We start from the raw sequence: 17,865 nt of genomic DNA, 5'->3' as shown, positions 1-17,865 counted from the left end.
TGCGCGTAGCGCGCGATGACCGTTCGACACCGGCGGAGGTGTCATGGGCGGCGACGTCCGGAGCAAAGCGGGTCAGGACCAGGGCCGGGTCCCGCGGCTGAGGTTCGACGAACTCCTCGAAGAACTCCAGGTGCGCATCGACGAGGTGCGCGGTACCAGGGACAGGCTCAACGGCCTGCTGGAAGCGGTCCTCTCGGTGGGCCGGGGACTGGACCTGTCGCAGGTGCTCCGCGAGATCGTGGAGGCGGCGGTCGTCCTCGTGGACGCCGAGTACGGGGCCCTCGGCGTGATCGGGGGTGACAAGCGCCTGTCGCAGTTCCTGCCCGTGGGCATCAGCGACGAACTGCGCGGACGGATCGGGGACCTGCCCTCGGGACACGGACTCCTCGGCGAGCTGATCCGGCATCCCGCACCGCTCCGGCTCGCCGAACTCGCGGACCACGAGGCTTCCTCCGGCTTCCCCGCGCACCACCCTCCGATGCACTCCTTCCTCGGCGTTCCCATCAGGGTGCGCGACGAGGTGTTCGGCAACCTCTATCTGACCGAGAAGCGCAGTGGGGCCTCCTTCGACGACGAGGACGAGGCCGTCCTGGCGACGCTCGCCGTCGCGGCCGGAATCGCCATCGAGAACGCCCGGCTGTTCGAGGAGACCCGATCCCGCGAGCGGTGGCTCGCCGCGAGCGCCGAGTGCACCAGCGCCCTGCTCTCCGGCGCCTCGGAGTCCGAGGTGCTCGAGATGATGCTCGACCGGGCCCGCCGGATCTCCTGCGCCGATCTCGGTCTCGTCTACCTCACCGAACCCGACGGGAACCTGCGCTGTGCCCTCGCTCACGGCGAGGGCGCCGAGCGCCATCTCGGCATGGTGCTGCCGAGGGGCGAGGGCACCCTGGCCAGGGCCGCCGTGCTGAGCGAGAACGGGCTGCTCACCACGCCCGACGCTGCCGCGGACCCGCGTGTCACGTTCCGGCCGGAACGCTGGAAGGACTTCGGGCCGGCGATGGCGGTGCTGGTGGGCGACCCGGAGAAGCTGCGGGGCGTGCTCATGCTGGCACGTGCCGCGGGCCGGACCGCCTTCGGCGACCCGGAGACCGCCCCGCTGTCCGGGTTCGCCGGCCAGGCGGCCCTCGCCATGGAACTGGCCGACCGGCGCCGGGACGCCGAGCAGGTGAGCCTGCTGGCCGACCGGGACCGTATCGCCCGGGACCTGCACGATCTCGCCATCCAGCGACTGTTCGCGACGGGGATGACGCTCCAGAGCACCCAGCGCTTCGTGGACCATCCGGTGGCCGCCGAGCGGCTGGAACGCGCCATCGACGACCTCGACTCCACGATCAAGATCATTCGTTCGACGATCTTCGGACTCCGTGAGCACGAGGCCACCGGCGTGCTCCCGGGGCTCAGGGCGCGGGCCGTAGGGGCCGTGGAGGAGGCCACACCGGCCCTCGGGTTCGCACCCGCGCTGCGCATGGAGGGACTCATCGACACCGAGGTGCCGCGGCGCGTCGCCGACGAGGCGGTCGCCGTGCTCGGCGAGGCCCTGGCCAACGTCGCGCGCCACGCCCGGGCGTCGAGGGCGGAGGTCACCATCGCGGCTCGCGCCGACCGGATGTCCGTCACCGTGACCGACGACGGCATCGGCATCAGCCCGCACGGCCGCCGCAGCGGACTGCGCAACCTGGAGGAACGCGCCGAGCGGCTGTCCGGCGAGCTCGCCGTGACCCGCGGCATCGCCGGCGGCACCCGGCTGGTCTGGACCGTGCCGCTGCGCGACGACGGCTGAGGCGGCCGAGCCCGTGGAGACGGCGCGGCGGCCGCCCCCAGTAGCCCCGGTCGGCCGGACCGGCCCCGGACGGGCGGGCCCCGTCCGGGAGGGCCGTGCGCGGGCGCCGGCGGCCGGGTGCGCGCTCAGGCACGCGGTTCGTCGTGTTCGTGGGCCTGAGCGGCGATGACCGCCGCCTGGACGCGGCGCTCCACGCCGAGCTTCGACAGCAGCCGTGAGATGTGGTTCTTGACGGTCTTCTCCGAGAGGTAGAGCCGCTTGCCGATCTGGCGGTTCGTCAGGCCCTCGCCGATCAGGTCGAGCACGTCGCGTTCCCGCGTCGAGAGGGCCGCGAGGCGTTCGTCCTCGGCCGGCTGCGCGGTCTCCGGGTCCCGCAGCGAGTGCATCAGCCGCGCCGTGGTGGAAGGATCGAGCATCGACTGCCCCGTCGCCACCGTCCGCACGGCGGAGATCAGGTCGGACCCCTTGATCTGCTTGAGGACATAGCCCGAGGCGCCCGCCATGATCGCGTCGAGCAGGGCGTCCTCGTCGTCGAAGGACGTCAGCATCAGACATGCGAGCTCCGGCATGCGGGAGCGCAGCTCCCGGCAGACCGTGACGCCGTCGCCGTCGGGGAGCCGTACGTCCAGGACCGCGACGTGGGGACGCAGCGCAGGCCCCCGGGCCAGGGCCTGTTCGGCGCTCGCCGCCTCGCCGACGACGTCTATGTCGGGTTCGGCGTCGAGCATGTCGTGCAGCCCGCGACGGACGACCTCGTGGTCGTCGAGGAGGAACACCCTGATGGGCGATTCCTCGGAGTAGACCGGTGCCTCGGACATCTGAGCCCTCCAGGTGTGTCGTCCCACCTGATCACGTCCGCTCGGGAGAGCGCGGCAACCGGGCCGGACCGCTCATCGGCGGCCCCCCTTCCCCGTCCCCTCCCCGGGTACACCGTCCAGCGTCCCCCGGTGCACCGACTTCCCGTACACGGTCCGAGCCACCCCGCCCTGCGGGCAGGCCGCAGGGGGGACCGGCGCTCCGTCGGCCGCACGGGCACCCGGTCGGGCCCGCCCGGAGCGGGTCCCGCCGGGGCCGACGACACCGGCGCGCCGTTCCGCGGCTCACGAGTGACACGGCCGTACGGCCGCCGCCGGTGTCCACTCGTGGGCGAGTTCCTGCTCCACACGGTCGGCCAGGGACTCGACCCTGGCCGCGAGCGTCGGCGACAGGCCGGTCCCGAGCGAGGAGTCGGCTCCCTGCACCGCGTACACCACCAGCCGGCCGGGCAGTCTGCCGAGCAGCCGGGACAGCTCCAGGGCCTCGTTCAGCACGCGAGCGTGCGGCTCTCCGTGCGCGGGCAGCGAGAGCCCGTCCGCATCGAACTCCCGGCGGACCACCCTGCCGGGCTCGCCGGGATACGCGTGTGCGCTGGTCACCACCACCGCCAGGGCCGCGTCGTGCCACAGACCAACCAGCCGCGCGGGCTCCCCGTTGCAGGTCGCCAAGTCGACCTCCGGGGGGAGGGGCCGCTCGAAGGCGCGTTCGCGGAGCGCGTCGACGACGGCCCAGCCCACTCCGTCGTCCCGCCGGGAGTCGCTGCCCAGTCCGATGAGCGCGATGCGTGTACGGAGATCCATGGCGTGTCTCCTGTCGTGCTCCCACCACGCTGGCGTGCCCGCGTGGCGGCGCGCATGGGCCGAACGGCCCAATTGACGGGACCACCTCGCCCCGGCCGGTGCACCGCGCCAGGCGCGGGGCCGCGGGAGCGTCGCCGTGCCCGGCGACGCGGTGCCTGCCGTCCTCCCCGGCTCCCACGGCCGGCCGCCGCTGTCGCCGTTCTCGTGCCGTCCGGTCGTCCGGGGCATGCGGCTCGTCCGTGCCGTCGGGCCGGCCGTGCCGCCGGCCCGGGTCGTCGTACTCTCCGTGCCCGCTTCAGTTGGCCAGCAGCGACTCCAGGACCGCCTCGTCCGGGGGGCTGACCCCGGCCCGGTTCATGGAAACGCAGTCCGGGTCGAGGCGAAGCCGCGCCAGCTCCCGACCGGACACGCCCCAGGCATGCCAGGACCATCGCTCCCAGGCCAGCTGAGGCGGGTTGTACCAGCCGTCGCCGAGACCGGAGAGGACCGGCTGGGCCTCGTCGAGACCGGGACCGATCCGGTACACCAGTCCGCCGAAGACCGAGGCGAACACCTGTCCGCGCTGCACGGTCAGCTCGCCGTAGCTCGGCAGCTTCCCCGACCTCAGCACCGTCCGGGTCTTCAGGTCCATGGCGAACCACATGCCCGCCAGCCGCTTGTAGACCCCGTACAGCACTCCGTCCAGCACCTCGATGTGCTGCAGGCTCGCGTACCCCTCGAACGGCGCGACCTCCCACAGCACCTTGCGGCGCCACAGGTCGAAGGCGACGATCGTCGCGCTCGGCCGGGCCGGGGTCACGCTCCCGCCGCCCCAGGTGTCGCCGGCGAGGTACGCGATCCGGTGTCCCAGCCGGTCGTCCAGGGCCAGGGACATCACGCTCTGGTCCGTGATCACGTCGTGGTACACCGTGAGCCGCCGTCTCGCCCGGTCCGCCAGGGTCAGCGCACCCTTGAGCCGGCCGGCCGGCGGGGCGGACGCGATGAGGAACTGGTCCGTCGTCCGCGCGTACACCATGTCCGTCGGCCGCTGCTGGTCGTTGTCGATGAACCCGAGCGAACGGATCCTGCCGCGGTCCGGGTCGAGCTCCAGCACCTCCGTGCTCGGATAGAGCGCCGCGTAGACGCGGTTGCCGGCCGTTCGCAGCTGCTTCGGCTCGCCGGACACCGGGATCCGCCGGCTCGTGCCCTGCGCGGGCCGGTGGGTCGTGACGGAGAAGTGCCCGCCGACGTGCACTGCCCCACGCGTGCCCATGGTGATGGACTGCACGGGGTCCGGGCCCGCCATGGCCGTGTCGATCAGTTCCAGCGTGGTGGACCCCCCGCCCGCCGGGTCCAGCCACCACAGCCGGCCGCTGCCCGCGCCGCCCAGCAGTCTGCCGTCCGGGAGCGGGAAGAGCGCCCGGTGCTCGTCGAGCGGCGTGGGCGCGGCGACCGGCACGAGCGCGTCGCCGTCGCGCCGGTAGACCGTGCCCGTCGGGCGGCCGACGCAGTAGACCGTGCCGTCGCCGGTCGACGTGATCGCGTCGACGAGACGCTCCGTGGCCGGTATCGGGATGACCCGCGCGTCGCTCCCGTCGGGCGCCAGGTCCACGACGGACCTGCCGAGCCCGCCGACCACCCGTCCGCCCCTGGCGAGCAGACACGCGGCCCCGCCGTACGGCGTCGGGGTGATGGACCGCTTCGCGCCCGTGGCACGGTCGTACGCGACGATGTGGCCGAGCGGGAGCGTGCCGGCGTAGACGTGGCGGTCGTCGGCGGCGATCGCGCGCACGTACTGCTCGCCCGGCATCGCGACGCCCAGGTTGCGCAGCACACCGGTCGACGGCGAGTACTCCCAGACCTCGCCGCGCGGATAGGTGCCCGCGTAGACCGTGCCGTCCGGAGCCGTCGTCAGGCACCAGACGAAACCGCCCGAAGGCCCTACCGTGCCGAGCTGCGTCACCGATCCGGTCGCCGGATCGAAGCGGTACAGGTCCGGGACGGGGTAGGTGCCCACGTACACCTGGCCGCCGGAGACCGTCGCCGCCCAGCCGCCCTCGCCGCGCGAGAGCCGTACCGTCCTCGTGAGCTTCCCCGACGCCAGGTCGATCTCTCCCAGCAGCGGCGGGTTCTGGCCGCGTGCCACCACGTAGGCGTGACCGCCGAGAACGGTCATGCCGACGATCGCCGCGGTGTACGTCGCTATGCCGTACGTCGAGACCGCCGGACCGGAACAGCGCCCGGCCGTGCCGGCCGAGACCGCTCTGCTCTCCGGGCCCGGGGCGCCCGGCGCACCCGTGCCGTCGGCCGTGCGGGCCTGAGCCGCGGCCGGGGCGAGCACGGGCCCCACCACGGACGCCGCGACGAGCCCGGCTCCGGCATGCAGTAACCGCCTGCGTTCCATGCGAGCCTCCCAGGGGATGCGGACCGTTCCCTAGAGGATGACCAGCGGCTTCTCCGGAAACACCCTGCCACGAGAGGTTTTTGATGCAGTTTCAGCCACTCGCCGGAAAGCGGGGCGGATGGGGCGGGTTGTCGGCAATGGGATCAGGGGTGGAGGAGGGGCGGGGAAGTGCCGTCTCGGCACACCCCTCGCATGCCCCATCCGTCGCCGCGCGCCTCGTGTCGTCACCGTCCGTGACGACGTTCGCGGCGCGCCGCGGGGAGGCCGCGGCCGAGAGGCGTCCTCGCCGCGGGCGCGCGAACGACGCGGCCCGTGGCCGATACCCCGGCCGCCGCCGGTGCCGGGCAGGACGGTCCTCCGTGCGCCGGGTTACGGCAGGCCCCGCCGAGCCGGGAGCGGCACCCGGGCCGTCCGTCGCGACGGATCGTGCCTCCGTCCGTCGGCGGGCGTCGGACCCGGCACCGCGGCGGTGGCGTCGCGGTGCCCGACGGCGGCGGTGGGACGGTGGACGGCGGGGTGACCGGATCGGGCCGCCGGGTCCCCGGGGGGCGAGCCCCGGCGCTTCCCGCCCGCGCACGTCTCTTCCGGATTCCTGGAACGCGTTCTACTCTGTGCCGCCGCAGGGACGCACGCCGGCACGAGACGCCTGGAGGGACCCGTGCACCTGGAATACACGCCGGGACAGCAGCAGTTGCGCGCCGAGCTGCGTGCCTACTTCGACGGGCTCGTCCCCGGCAACGCCTACGCCCGCTACGGGGACCCCACCGCGCAGAAGCGCTTCTACCGGGAGACGATCCGCCGCCTCGGCACCGACGGCTGGCTCGGCGTCGGCTGGCCGGAGGAGTACGGCGGGCGCGGGCTGACGCCGATGGAACAGTTCATCTTCTTCGACGAGGCGGCGCAGGCGGGCGTACCGCTGCCGCTCATGGCGCTCAACACGGTCGGCCCGACGATCATGCAGTACGGCACCGACGAGCAGAAGGCGTACTTCCTGCCACGGATCCTCTCCGGCGAGATCGACTTCGCCATCGGCTACAGCGAGCCGGGCGCGGGCACCGATCTCGCCTCGCTCACGACCCGTGCCGTTCGCGAGGGCGACACCTACGTCGTCAACGGCCAGAAGATCTGGACCACGAACGGCGACACGGCGGACTGGGTGTGGCTCGCCGTCCGGACCGACCCGGACGCCCCGCCGCACAAGGGAATCACCATGCTGCTCGTGCCGACGTCCGACCCGGGCTACTCCTGCACGCTCATCAATACGCTCGCCTCGCACGACACCACCGCCAGCTACTACGAGGACGTCCGCGTGCCCGTCTCCCGCCGGGTGGGCGAGGAGAACAAGGGGTGGCGGCTGATCACCAATCAGCTCAATCACGAGCGCGTCACCCTGGCCGCCCACGGCACCATGGCCATCCGTGCCCTCCACGACGTCCAGCGCTGGGCGGCTGCGACCAAGCTCGCCGACGGGAGGCGTGTCATCGACCTCGGCTGGGTGCGGGGTCGCCTCGCCCGCACGTACGTCCGGCTCGATGCGATGAAGCTGCTCAACTGGCAGATGGTCGGCGCCGTCCAGGACGGCACGCTCACCCCGCAGGACGCCTCGGCCGTGAAGGTGTACGGGTCGGAGGCCCGCCGCGACGCCTATGCCTGGCTGATGGAGGTCGTCGGGGCGGCCGGCCCGCTCAAGGAGGGCTCTGCCGGGGCCGTCCTCCACGGTGAGCTGGAGCGCGGCTACCGGTCCGCCGTGATCTTCACTTTCGGCGGTGGCAACAACGAGATCCAGCGCGAGATCATCTCCTGGATCGGACTCGGGATGCCGCGAGTCAGGCGCTGACCGCATGGCCCGCTTTGGCACCGCGTCTTCCGAGGTGTCTCCCTGGCCGCCGCGGTCGATCGCCCACTCCCGGTCCCCGGGCCGGGTGCCGGTGCCGGAAGAGGGAGGCGAAACCGGCGAACACGGCGAGCCGGCGGGGAGCGGGTGTGCCGGCGACGACGGCCGGGCGTGCGAGGAGGGGCTCACGGCCGACACTCGGAACATGATCGGCGGTCCCTTCGGCGGGGTCGGTGACCTGCGGAGGATTCAGACCGCTCGGTGAGCGGTCGGCCGTGACCGCGCTCCCCGCGTGCGGCGCTCCGCCCGCTGCTCGGAGCCTGCGCCTACTGCTCGGGGCCCTCCCCCTGGTCACGCACCCAGGACCGGTACGCCTCCATCGCCGTCGGCAGCGTGGGGAAGATCCGGTCCTCGCCGACCGACGCGGTCAGTCCGTAGGCGTCCAGTTCCGCACGCAGGTCCTGCTTGACACGAGCGAGGGCGAAGACGATGCCGCGGCCGGTCAGTTCCTTGCGCACGGCGTCGACGGAGTCGAGGGCGGTGATGTCGACCGCCACGTTCGCCTCGGTGTTGAGCACGAACCACCGCACAGGGCAGTCCTGTTCGTCCACGGCGGCCAGGGCCCGGCGGCGGAAGTCCTCCGCGTTGGCGAAGAACAGCGGTGAGTCGTAGCGGTACACCAGCAGTCCGGGGACGACCCGCGCCTCGGGGTAGTCGTCCACGTCGTGCATGCCCGCCAACCCGGGCACCAGGCCCTGGACGGCGTCGTGCGGGCGCGCGACCCGGCTCAGCAGCTCGGCCACCGACAGGGCCACGGCCAGCAGCACGCCGTACAGGATGCCCAGGAGGAGCACCCCGACGAGGCAGCCGAGGGCGAGCAGCAGCTCCCGGCGGCGGAAGGACGCCAGACGCCGGTACCCGGCCAGGTCGATCATCCGGACCGCCGCGTAGACGACCAGCGCTCCCAGCACGGCCGTCGGTGTGCTGCGGAGCAGCGGACTGAGGAACAGCAGCACGGCCACCACGGCGGCACCGGCGACGAGCCCGTACACCTGGGTGCGTGCTCCCGTGGACCGGGCGAGAGCGGTCCGGCTCGCGCTGCTGCTCACCGGGAACCCCCGCAGCACGGCTGCGCCGAGGTTCGCCGCGCCCAGGGCCAACAGCTCCTGGTTGGGGTCCAGGCGCGGTCCGTCGTCGTCCGTGACGAAAGCGCGTGCCGTGAGGATGAAGTCGGTGTAGCCGACGAGCAGCACCCCGACGGCCGGCAGCAGCAGTCTGGGGACCTCGCCGAGATCCGGCAGGGCGAACCCCGGCAGACCGGCGGGGATGTCCCCGACCACCGCGATCCCGCGGGCCTGCAGCCCGAACACCGCCACGGCGGCCGTCCCGATCGCCACCACCAGCAGCGGACCGGGAAAGGCGCGGGGCAGCCGCAGCGCCGAGAAGAGCAGAAGCAGGGTCACGGCACTGAGGGCGACCGTCCCCGGATGTGCCTCGGACAGGTGTGTCAGGAAGGACCCCAGCTGCGGGAAGAAGCCCGGCCCTTCCGTCGGCACACCCGTCAGCTCGGTCAGCTGACCGACCATCATGATCAGTGCCACGCCGGTGAGATAGCCGACCAGGACGGGCCGTGACAGCAGATCCGCGACGAACCCCAGCCGGGCCGCCCACGCCACGAGGCACATCAGTCCGACGGCGACGCCCAGAGCGGAGGCCAGGACGGCGTATCGCACGGGGTCGCCCCCGGCGAGCGGCGCGACGACCGCCGCCGTCATCAGCGCGGTCGTCGACTCGGGACCGACCGACAGCAACCGGGACGAGCCGAGCAGTGCGTACAGGGCGAGGCTCGGAAGCATCGCCCACAGCCCCACGACCGGCGGCAGGCCCGCGACGCTCGCGTACGCCATGACCTGGGGCACGAGGTAGGCGGCGACGGTGATCCCGCCGAGCAGGTCACCGCGCAGCCAGTCCCGCCGGTACGCACCGAGCACCGCGAGGCCGGGAACCGCGCGGTGGAGGCCGCCGCCCGGTGCGGCGATCCGGTCAGCCACGGGCCGACGCGGCGCAGGAGCGGCGAGCGAGGACGAGCGCGTCCCGGCGGCCGGGAAGGGGCACCGGCCGACGGTTCCCGTCGGACCGGCGGGCCTCGTGTCCGGCCGGGGGATCCGTTCGCCGGCGCCGCCGACCGTGGTCCTGATCCATGGCGGCCTCCTTCTCCGGACACGTTCCGCGCACGATGCCGCACCGGCGTCTGCGGCCGCCCCCGCGCCGACGGCCCGGGGAGGGTGGGACGGGGCACCGTACCGAGCCGGGCCAGCCTACTGCGGGGGAACGACGATCACCGGGCAGTCCGCACGGTGCAGAAGCCCGTGCACCACCCGTCCGGTTCTGAGCCCGGCGCCGGCACGGCGGGGCGACCGGCCCACGACGACGGCGACCACCGACGTGGAAGCCCTCACCAGTTCCTCCACCGGGTCACCGCTCAGTACCTCCTCGGCGACCGCCACGCCCGGATACCTCCCCGACCAGTCGGCCACGGTCCCGGCGAGCGTCCCGCGCTGCCTCTCGCCCGCCCGCTTCCGGCGCGTGAACGGCAGCACGGGCGGCTCGCTCACGGAGACCGCGTCGAGTGCGACGCCGCGGACGGCCGCCTCACCGAAGGCGAACCCGAGGGCGGCGGCGGACGGGGAGCGGGCGTCGACTCCGACGACCAGGCGCGGTCGCCGGGACCGCCCGGCCGGCGGTTCGCGTACCACGACGACCGGACATCGGGCCCGGGCGGTGAGGGGCACGACGACCGAACCGGCACTCAGCACTTCTTCCAGGCGGTTGAGGTCGCGGGAGCCGACCACGACCGCCTGCGCGTGACGGGATCCGGCGGTCAGCGCGGCGACGGGACTTCCGTCGTACACCTCCAGGACCAGCTCCGGGAGCGCGTACTCGTCCGCGGCCCACGCCGCGGCGGACTCGAGTATCCGCCCGGCCTGCGCGCGCAAGGACACGCGCTGCGGTTCGGCGTCGACGTGCCGGGTGTCCGCCAGCCAGGGCACGGCCACCACCAGTCGCAGCGGCAGGCCCCTGAGTGCGGCTTCCTCCGCCGCCCAGGAGATCGCCGCGCGCGACCCGTCCCGCGGGTCCAGACCGACGACCACCTCGCGGCTTCCGGTGGCATCGCTTCCGGCCTCGTGGTTCCCGGCCCCGTCGTTGCCCGCCCCGTCGTTGCCGGCTCGGGCGTCCATGGCTCCCCCTCGACGTCCGGGGCCGCGCCCCTGCGGGCTCCGGACCTCCTCGCGCGGCCCCGGTTCCGCGCGGTCCCGGCCCTTCGCGGTCCCCGCCTCCACCGGCCGGTTCCGTCCGCGTCCTTCGCGGCCCAGCCCCGGGTCAGATCCCCGGGCGGCCGGACCACCGCGGTTCGACGACGGTCCACTCCGATTCCCATGCCTCCAGTGTCCGCCGCTCGAGCCGGCGGGCGCGGATGGTGAAGACGCCCAGGGAAGCGGCCGAGAGGGCGGTGAACACCGACACGCCGGCCAGCGCCGTAGCCATGACCACATCCGCGTTCGTACGGGGCCGCGCGGTGACCCCGCCGTCGTCGTCGACCCAGATCCGGACGGGGCTTCCGGCCGGGGTGCCGAGCGGCACCTCCACGACGCTCTTGTGCCGAACCTTCCCCGGTCCGTTCCAGGTGGCTTCGGCGAGCGCCCTGTCGGTGAGTCCGGAGCCGCTCGGGCTCGTCCTCGCCGCCGCGCGCGTCACGGTGGTCGCCGTGATCTGCTGTCGCTGCTGCCGGTCGTCCAGAGCACGCCGGTGCTCGGCGTTCCAGGTCCCCCACGCGGCCACGGCGGCGAGTACGAACGCCGCCACCACGGCGAGTGCGCATCCCGTCACCAGACGGCTGTGCGCGCGGTCGGCGGGGCGGACGAGGGGGCCCGTGTCCCGGCCGGTGGCACGGAGCAGATGCCGCCACAGGCCGTGCCTCGGCGTTCCTTGCCGCCGGGGCTCGGAGAGATCATGCGCCATGACGGGCCTCCCTGCTGAACCGCCCGTGGCTCGCGAATCCGGCGTGATGGTCGCGCTGATCCCACTCTCCGGCCTCCGCCCGGGCGCCGCGTAGGGGCGACCGTCCCCCTCCCCGGGCCGGTCGGCCCTACCGGGGGCCGTTCGGACTCTGCCGTCGCCGCTTCCGGAGGGGAAGGCTGAGTCCGTGCGGGCATCGCGGTCGCGTCCTTCCGTCGTCACGCCTTCCCCGTCGTCACGCCGCCCCGAGGAGGTCGCCGATGCTGCAGCATGTGACCGCCGGTCTGGACGGATCGGCCGAGAGTGCCGCCGCGGCGGAGTGGGCGGCCCGGGAAGCCCTGCTGCGCAAGGTCTCCCTGCGCCTGCTGCTGGTGGCGGACCCGCCGGATCCACCACGGCGCGGCCCGGACGAGGGGGACGCCGTCGACGACGTGCTGGCCGGCACCGCGCGAGCCCTGCAGGGCAGGCACCCGGGACTGGAGGTCCGCACGCAACTGCTGTCCGGGAGGCCCCCGGCCGTGCTGGCCCGCGAAGCGGCCACGTCCGAGCTCGTGGTGCTCGGTTCCCGCGGTCTGGGGAGCGTCAGGGGCTTTCTCCTCGGGTCCGTCGCGATGGCGACGATCGCCGGGACGGACCGGCCGGTCGTCCTCGTACGGCCGGGGCGCGAGCCTCGCACGCAGGCGTACGCGGAGGAGCGGGCGTACGCGGAAAGCCCGCCCTTCGCGGAGCCGAACGCGAAGGGCGGGCCGCGCCCGGCCCGGTCCGGGCCGGCGGCCGGTGCTTCCGGCTCTGTGGTCGTCGGTGTGGACGTCCACGACGCGTGCGGACCGGTGCTGGACTTCGCCTTCGGCGAGGCGGCCCTGCGCGGTGGACGTCTCCGGGCGGTGCACTCCTGGTTCCTCCCGCCGTTCGGGCGGGACGCGTTGGCCCTCGACATGGCCCTGCAGGAGATGCGGCCGGACGTCGTCCGGCAACTCAGGAACGTTCTCGCCCCCTGGCGGCAGAAGTACCCGTCGGTCGACGTCGTCGAACTCACGCCGGTGGGCGGGGTCTCCGAGCAGTTGCTTCACGCAGCCGACGGCGCCGCTCTGGTGGTCGTGGGGCGACGGATCCGCACGGGGCGCGTCGGGGCCCGTGTCGGGCCGGTGACCCATGCGATGATCCACCACTGCGGCGCTCCGGTGGCCGTCGTCGCCCATGCCTGACGCACGGCCCGGCGCCTGACGCACGACTCGGCGCGACCTCGCCTACGCCGTCTCCAGCACGTCCTCGACAGCGCGGCGGGGGGTCGCCGGGCCTTCGGGGCCGTACCCGAGCCGGATCACCATCTGCACATGCCCCATGGAGGAGACGGGATCGCGCAGCGCCCAGCGCAGTTCGCGCCACTCCAGCGCCTGGGAGGTCAGCGAGGTGACCAGACCGTCCAAGGTGGCCTGGAGCAGTACGCGTTCCAGTGCCTGTCCGGCCCTGAGCCAGTCGAGGGGCCCGTCGTGGGGCGTGCCCAGCAGGGCGAGCCGGGGCCGCTTCTCGAACGTGGCGCTGCCGCGGCCGGCCAGGGTCCGTCCGGCTGCGAAGTCCCGTACCGGGGCGGTGACATCGTGCTGCCGGGGGCCGAAGGCGTGCGCGGGGATGCCCTCCCCGGCCGACGCGCCGCCCGGAGTGCCGGTCCAGCGCAGCAGTTCCTCGCGTGCCTCCGGGTCGAGCGACTCGCGGCTCTCGGCGTCGTGCACCAGGTGCAGGATCTCCTCCACGTGCCAGGCGCCGGGCATGTGCAGCCGCGCGCCCTCCAGCCGTGCCGCGGCGCGCAGTCCGTCCAGAACGCCGCTGGGGACGTCCTCGTCGGTGAACGGGAAGCGACTGGTGTGCCGCCGGTGAATCGCCGGGTGGAGCGCGGCGAGGTCGTCGTCCCGGCGCACCGGACGGTCCAGCCGGACCTCCGCCAGGAGCCACGGTTCGTCGGCGTCGGGGAGCAGCACCGCGTCCGGAGCCCTTCCCGCGTGCGCGGCCGCCACCCTCAGGTTGAACAGCGCGGCGCCGCACCCGAGGTGGAGGGCGCGCCCCTGCGGGTCGGATGTCGGCATGGCCCGTTCCGGGTCCCCGTAGAGCCGGATCGTGCCGCGCCCGGCGTCGTACCGGAACCTCCACGGCTGGGCGTTGTGCATGGACGGGGCCGCCGTCGCGTCCCGGACGAGGGAGGTGACGAGGGCCGTCGCGAGGGGTTCTGCGGTCATGGGACTCTCCAGGGCGGGCGGTCAGTCGTGGGCGATGACGGCCACCGGGGCGGTGGCGTGGTGCAGCACGGCGTGGGCGACGTGGCCGAGGTGCCCGCCGACCGGGGCCCTCCGGATGCGCCGGCCGACGACCACGAGCTCCGCGTCGGCGGCTTCGTACAGCACCTGCTCGGCGGGGGCTCCGACGAGGACCCGCTCCTCGGCCTTGACCGAGGGGTACAGCCCCCGCCACGGCCGCAGCCGCTCGGCGACGGCGCCGGCGATGCCGTCGGCCACCTCCTGCCGGACACCGGGATCGAGTCCGGGCGCGTAGCTGAACGCGAACGGCAACGACCAGCCGTGCACGGCGCGGACGCCGCAGCCCCTCCGTGCCGCCTCTTCGAAGGCGAAGGCGAGCACCGCGTCGGTGGTCTCGTGGATGTCGACCCCCACCACCACGTCCCGGCCCACCGCGACGCCCCCCGGCGGACGCGACTCCGGAGCCCCGGAAGGGGACTTGGCAGCTGGGCGTACCAGCACGACCGGCGTGTCGGTGAGCCCGATGGCCGCCGTGCCGACCGAGCCGACGAGGAACCCCTCGACGGCGCCGCGCCCGCGCGACCCGAGAACCAGCATCTGGGAATCGGCGGCCTCCACCGCCAGCACCGCGGCCGCCCGTCCGGTCAGGCGCCGCGCTGACACCGCCAGCTCGGGATACCTCCGGCGCAGTTCGCCGGAGGCCTCGTCGAGCACGGTGTCGGCCCAGCGCCGGTGCTCCTCCCGGTCGACCGGAGGCACGGCCGGAACGCGCGGCCACTCGTCCGCGTGCACCACGCGCAGGGGGGCCTCGCGCAGCAGGGCCTCCTTCGCGGCCCAGTCCGCGGCGGCGCGGCTCTCGGGGTAGCCGTCCACTCCGACGGTCACAGGGCGAGTCATGTCCGTATGCCTCCTTCGCGGCCCAGTCCGCGGCGGCGCGGCTCTCGGGGTAGCCGTCCACTCCGACGGTCACAGGGCGAGTCATGTCCGTATGCCTCCTTCGGGGGTCGGCCGGTCGGCCGCGCTTCCAGCCTGACCGGGACGCCGGCCGGGCGGCCAGGGCCGTCGAGCCCGGGCGCGAGGGCCGAACGACCCGGTCCGTCGGTCCGCGGAGGCCGGACCGCTCCGTCCGTCGGGACGGACCCGTGCCTCCGTCCGTCGCGGCTGAACGGCCCGCCGTGCGTCCGCCCGCCCCCCGGGCGGACGCACGGTCGGCGGCCGTCCCGGTCGTGCAGCGCGGACCGCGTGCCGCGGTCAGCCCTGTTGAGTGGGGCGGTCAAGGCCCCGGAGGGTTTCCGAGCGCCTCCGGTACTCCTCGTCGTCGATGTCACCGTGGGCGTATCGCTCCGCGAGGATCTCCTCCGCCCGCCTCGGCGAATCCGCCCGGCCCGCCCAGCGCCGCTCGGTTCCTCCGGATGGTGTACCACCCTCGCCGGTCCGGCGTGCCAGGAAGAAGACCCCGAGCAGCAGCAGGATGAGGAAGGCCGCCATTCCGATAACCATGAGTGCGATGAACCAGCCTCCCGGGCCGTGGCCATACCAGTACATGACCGGTTCCTCCTCGCGATGTCGTGGATCCCTCGTACCCCTCCACGATCCGTCCCGTGCCAGGACGAAGGCGAGGGCCGAACGGCCCCGCCGGGCACGCCGGCCGTCCCCAGTGAGCGGACTCTCCCCGTTATGTTTTTCGCGGTCCTGCAAGAGGGCCGCTGGCCTCCGGGCCCGGCATGACTGTTGCCCCCTGTCGAACGGATGACCTGGGGGGTGGTGTCACCGGGTCCGAGGGGTGCCGTCGGAGACGCTGATGAGAGGTCCGACCACCGCCCGGCCGGGCGCAACGCCCGGCCGCTTGCGGGCGGCAGGTCTGCATAACGTGGATGCGCGAGAACGGCCCCGACGCCCAGGCCAGCACGGGTATCGAGCAAGTGGGGGCACGATGATCGACACCAGCGGCATAGGAGTCTTCCTGGGCTTGGACGTCGGCAAGACCGCTCATCACGGCCACGGTCTGACGACCGCCGGCAAGAAGGTCTTCGACAAGCCCCTGCCCAACAGCGAGCCGAGACTGCGGGCCGTCTTCGACAAGCTGCGCGACAAGTTCGGCACTGTCCTCGTGGTCGTGGACCAGCCCGCATCCATCGGGGCCCTGCCGCTGACCGTCGCCCGGGACGCGGGCTGTCAGGTCGCCTACCTGCCCGGACTGGCCATGCGGCGGATCGCCGACCTCTACCCCGGCGAGGCCAAGACCGACGCGAAGGACGCGGCGGTGATCGCGGACGCCGCCCGCACCATGCCCCACACCCTGCGCTCGCTGGAGCTGACCGACGAGATCACCGCCGAGCTCACCGTGCTCGTGGGCTTCGACCAGGACCTCGCCGCCGAGGCCACCCGCACCTCCAACCGGATTCGGGGCCTTCTCACCCAGTTCCACCCCAGCCTGGAGCGCGTCCTCGGGCCGCGTTTGGACCACCAGGCCGTCACCTGGCTGCTGGAGCGCTACGGATCCCCCGCCGCCCTGCGGAAAGCCGGCCGCCGCAGACTCATCGAGCTGATCCGCCCGAAGGCCCCGCGCATGGCNCGGCTCATCGACGACGTCTTCGATGCGCTCGACGAACAGACCGTCGTCGTCCCGGGCACCGGCACCCTCGACGTGGTCATCCCGTCCCTGGCCCGCTCGCTCGCGGCCGTCCACGAACAACGCCGGGCCCTGGAAGCCCAGATCAACGAACTGCTGGAGGCTCACCCTCTTTCCCAGGTCCTGACGTCGCTGCCCGGCGTCGGCGTCAGGACCGCCGCAGTCCTCCTGGTCACCGTCGGCGACGGCAGCTCGTTCCCGAGCGCCGCCCACCTGGCCTCCTACGCCGGCCTCGCCCCGGCAACCAAGTCGTCCGGGACCTCGATCCACGGCGAGCACGCACCCAGGAGCGGGAACCGGCAGCTCAAACGCGCAATGTTCCTCTCCGCGTTCGCCGCCCTGCACGACCCCGCCTCCCGCACCTACTACGACCGTTGCCGGGCCCGCGGGAAGACCCATACCCAGGCCCTCCTCCGACTCGCTCGCCACCGCATCAGCGTCCTGTTCGCCATGCTCCGCGACGGCACCTTCTACGAGTCACGCGTCCCCGAGGCAGCCGCCGCATGACCACCTCGGGCTTGACGAAGGACATAGAGGCACCCCCCCGGACCGCGATCAGAAGGAGCGCCGCTCCCAGTGGCGCGAGAAACCACAGTCGATCGGCGGGAGCGAGACGTAGAGCACGACCCCCGCGAGCCCGGCCGTGCGCCACGCCTGCTTGAGCGGGAGCGGTACCAGCTGTGCGATGCGCCGACGGTCGAGCGTCACGCGGGTACGGGGCACTTCTCGGCGGTACGGAGCCGGCGGGCCAGCGCGTACAGGAGCAGGCCCACGGAGGAGAGTGCCAGAACGGGCTGGAGCGGGGCCCAGAAGGACAGGGCGCCGCTCACGCCGATGGCCAGCACGACGAGCTTGTTGCAGATGGGGCAGCCGACGGCGAAGGCCGAGAGCAGGCCGGCGCCCAGGGCGCGCGCGGTCACCGGCCGCTCTTGCGGAGCCGCCTCGACGGCGGGGCGGGGGCCCACGCGGACGTAGGTCGCGACGAGCAGTCCCTCGAGGACCGAGCTGGCGATCCACACCGGGTAGTTCCACCAGAGGACCGGCGTCATCCGGGTGTAGAACGGCGACGGCACGACACCCGTGGGCACACCGATCACGATCGCCGCGAGCAGGGCCACCGCCACGGCGACGGCCCATCTCCGCAGAGGCCAGCTGCCCATGGACTACTCCTTCGACGAGGGAGCCGCCGGCCGGGAGGGCACGCCACTGCGGGGGAGCCCGCTCAGAGGGACCGGCCGACGACGGAACCGATCGTAGTCTACGAAACTGCTTAGAAGAACAGTAGGGGTCTTCGTCAACCTCCGGCGGCTGGTCGGCGCTGGATCGCGAGATGGAGAGGCACTGCCGTCGCGTG

15 protein-coding genes are annotated in these 17,865 nt (G+C 73.5%); 4 read left to right on the top strand and 11 right to left on the bottom strand.

Annotation, left to right across the window (positions count from 1 at the left end):
- The first annotated feature begins 43 nt into the window (after positions 1-43).
- Complete coding sequence (locus QMZ92_RS11635; RefSeq protein ID WP_283297198.1) at positions 44-1,780, top strand: sensor histidine kinase; 1,737 nt, start codon at positions 44-46, stop codon at positions 1,778-1,780.
- 125 nt (positions 1,781-1,905) lie between these two features.
- On the opposite strand, the gene QMZ92_RS11630 is transcribed toward QMZ92_RS11635, so the two are convergent.
- From QMZ92_RS11630 to QMZ92_RS11620, 3 genes are all read right to left on the bottom strand, one after another.
- Complete coding sequence (locus tag QMZ92_RS11630; RefSeq protein ID WP_283297197.1) at positions 1,906-2,598, bottom strand: response regulator; 693 nt, start codon at positions 2,596-2,598, stop codon at positions 1,906-1,908.
- Between the two features lie 282 nt (positions 2,599-2,880).
- Positions 2,881-3,396: a hydrogenase maturation protease gene (locus QMZ92_RS11625; RefSeq protein WP_283297195.1), complete on the bottom strand. Its 516-nt coding sequence runs from the start codon at positions 3,394-3,396 to the stop codon at positions 2,881-2,883.
- 295 nt (positions 3,397-3,691) lie between these two features.
- Positions 3,692-5,779, bottom strand: coding sequence for a PQQ-binding-like beta-propeller repeat protein (locus QMZ92_RS11620; protein ID WP_283297193.1), 2,088 nt, complete (start codon positions 5,777-5,779; stop codon positions 3,692-3,694).
- Positions 5,780-6,437: 658 nt separating this feature from the next.
- On the opposite strand from QMZ92_RS11620, the gene QMZ92_RS11615 reads away from it, so the two are divergent.
- Complete coding sequence (locus QMZ92_RS11615) at positions 6,438-7,616, top strand: acyl-CoA dehydrogenase family protein (protein ID WP_283297192.1); 1,179 nt, start codon at positions 6,438-6,440, stop codon at positions 7,614-7,616.
- Between the two features lie 323 nt (positions 7,617-7,939).
- Here the strand turns inward: QMZ92_RS11615 and QMZ92_RS11610 are convergent, their stop codons facing one another.
- The 3 genes from QMZ92_RS11610 to QMZ92_RS11600 form a co-directional block, all read right to left on the bottom strand.
- Entirely contained in the window at positions 7,940-9,664 is a 1,725-nt protein-coding gene (locus QMZ92_RS11610; protein WP_283297190.1) for a SulP family inorganic anion transporter, read from the bottom strand.
- Between the two features lie 267 nt (positions 9,665-9,931).
- Positions 9,932-10,852: a universal stress protein gene (locus tag QMZ92_RS11605; RefSeq protein ID WP_283297188.1), complete on the bottom strand. Its 921-nt coding sequence runs from the start codon at positions 10,850-10,852 to the stop codon at positions 9,932-9,934.
- A gap of 142 nt (positions 10,853-10,994) precedes the next feature.
- Positions 10,995-11,633 (bottom strand): Rv1733c family protein, encoded by a 639-nt coding sequence (locus QMZ92_RS11600; protein WP_283297187.1) that lies wholly within the window; start codon positions 11,631-11,633, stop codon positions 10,995-10,997.
- Between the two features lie 257 nt (positions 11,634-11,890).
- Here QMZ92_RS11600 and QMZ92_RS11595 point away from each other — a divergent pair, with 257 nt between their 5' ends.
- Positions 11,891-12,835 (top strand): universal stress protein, encoded by a 945-nt coding sequence (locus QMZ92_RS11595; protein WP_283297186.1) that lies wholly within the window; start codon positions 11,891-11,893, stop codon positions 12,833-12,835.
- 42 nt (positions 12,836-12,877) lie between these two features.
- Here the strand turns inward: QMZ92_RS11595 and QMZ92_RS11590 are convergent, their stop codons facing one another.
- From QMZ92_RS11590 to QMZ92_RS11580, 3 genes are all read right to left on the bottom strand, one after another.
- Positions 12,878-13,861, bottom strand: coding sequence for an Acg family FMN-binding oxidoreductase (locus QMZ92_RS11590; protein WP_283297184.1), 984 nt, complete (start codon positions 13,859-13,861; stop codon positions 12,878-12,880).
- A gap of 21 nt (positions 13,862-13,882) precedes the next feature.
- Complete coding sequence (locus QMZ92_RS11585) at positions 13,883-14,776, bottom strand: universal stress protein (protein WP_283297183.1); 894 nt, start codon at positions 14,774-14,776, stop codon at positions 13,883-13,885.
- Positions 14,777-15,130: 354 nt separating this feature from the next.
- Positions 15,131-15,424: an SHOCT domain-containing protein gene (locus QMZ92_RS11580; protein WP_283297182.1), complete on the bottom strand. Its 294-nt coding sequence runs from the start codon at positions 15,422-15,424 to the stop codon at positions 15,131-15,133.
- Positions 15,425-15,812: 388 nt separating this feature from the next.
- Here QMZ92_RS11580 and QMZ92_RS11575 point away from each other — a divergent pair, with 388 nt between their 5' ends.
- Positions 15,813-17,018 (top strand): IS110 family RNA-guided transposase, encoded by a 1,206-nt coding sequence (locus QMZ92_RS11575; RefSeq protein WP_283297181.1) that lies wholly within the window; start codon positions 15,813-15,815, stop codon positions 17,016-17,018.
- A gap of 48 nt (positions 17,019-17,066) precedes the next feature.
- Here QMZ92_RS11575 and QMZ92_RS11570 read toward each other — a convergent pair whose 3' ends face one another.
- A complete protein-coding gene (locus QMZ92_RS11570) occupies positions 17,067-17,219 on the bottom strand; it encodes a hypothetical protein (protein WP_283297180.1) in 153 nt (50 codons plus the stop codon).
- Positions 17,216-17,671 carry a hypothetical protein gene (locus QMZ92_RS11565; protein ID WP_283297179.1) on the bottom strand — a complete coding sequence of 152 codons (456 nt, stop codon included), beginning with the start codon at positions 17,669-17,671 and terminating at the stop codon, positions 17,216-17,218. Before QMZ92_RS11565 ends, QMZ92_RS11570 begins: the two co-directional genes overlap by 4 nt.
- Positions 17,672-17,865 lie beyond the last annotated feature (194 nt).

It is taken from the genome of Streptomyces sp. HNM0645 (assembly GCF_030056615.1).
GTDB lineage: Bacteria > Actinomycetota > Actinomycetes > Streptomycetales > Streptomycetaceae > Streptomyces > Streptomyces marianii.
The sequence above is the reverse complement of the archived record's forward strand: the minus strand, read 5'-3'. Positions and strand labels throughout refer to the sequence as shown.

Excerpts from the sequence above, each read along its gene's own strand:
- QMZ92_RS11635 (WP_283297198.1), top strand. The coding sequence starts at position 44 with ATGGGCGGCGACGTCCGGAGCAAAGCGGGTCAGGACCAGGGCCGGGTC.
- QMZ92_RS11630 (WP_283297197.1), bottom strand. The coding sequence starts at position 2,598 with ATGTCCGAGGCACCGGTCTACTCCGAGGAATCGCCCATCAGGGTGTTC.
- QMZ92_RS11625 (WP_283297195.1), bottom strand. The coding sequence starts at position 3,396 with ATGGATCTCCGTACACGCATCGCGCTCATCGGACTGGGCAGCGACTCC.
- QMZ92_RS11620 (WP_283297193.1), bottom strand. The coding sequence starts at position 5,779 with ATGGAACGCAGGCGGTTACTGCATGCCGGAGCCGGGCTCGTCGCGGCG.
- QMZ92_RS11605 (WP_283297188.1), bottom strand. The coding sequence starts at position 10,852 with ATGGACGCCCGAGCCGGCAACGACGGGGCGGGCAACGACGGGGCCGGG.
- QMZ92_RS11600 (WP_283297187.1), bottom strand. The coding sequence starts at position 11,633 with ATGGCGCATGATCTCTCCGAGCCCCGGCGGCAAGGAACGCCGAGGCAC.
- QMZ92_RS11595 (WP_283297186.1), top strand. The coding sequence starts at position 11,891 with ATGCTGCAGCATGTGACCGCCGGTCTGGACGGATCGGCCGAGAGTGCC.
- QMZ92_RS11590 (WP_283297184.1), bottom strand. The coding sequence starts at position 13,861 with ATGACCGCAGAACCCCTCGCGACGGCCCTCGTCACCTCCCTCGTCCGG.
- QMZ92_RS11585 (WP_283297183.1), bottom strand. The coding sequence starts at position 14,776 with ATGACTCGCCCTGTGACCGTCGGAGTGGACGGCTACCCCGAGAGCCGC.
- QMZ92_RS11580 (WP_283297182.1), bottom strand. The coding sequence starts at position 15,424 with ATGTACTGGTATGGCCACGGCCCGGGAGGCTGGTTCATCGCACTCATG.
- QMZ92_RS11565 (WP_283297179.1), bottom strand. The coding sequence starts at position 17,671 with ATGGGCAGCTGGCCTCTGCGGAGATGGGCCGTCGCCGTGGCGGTGGCC.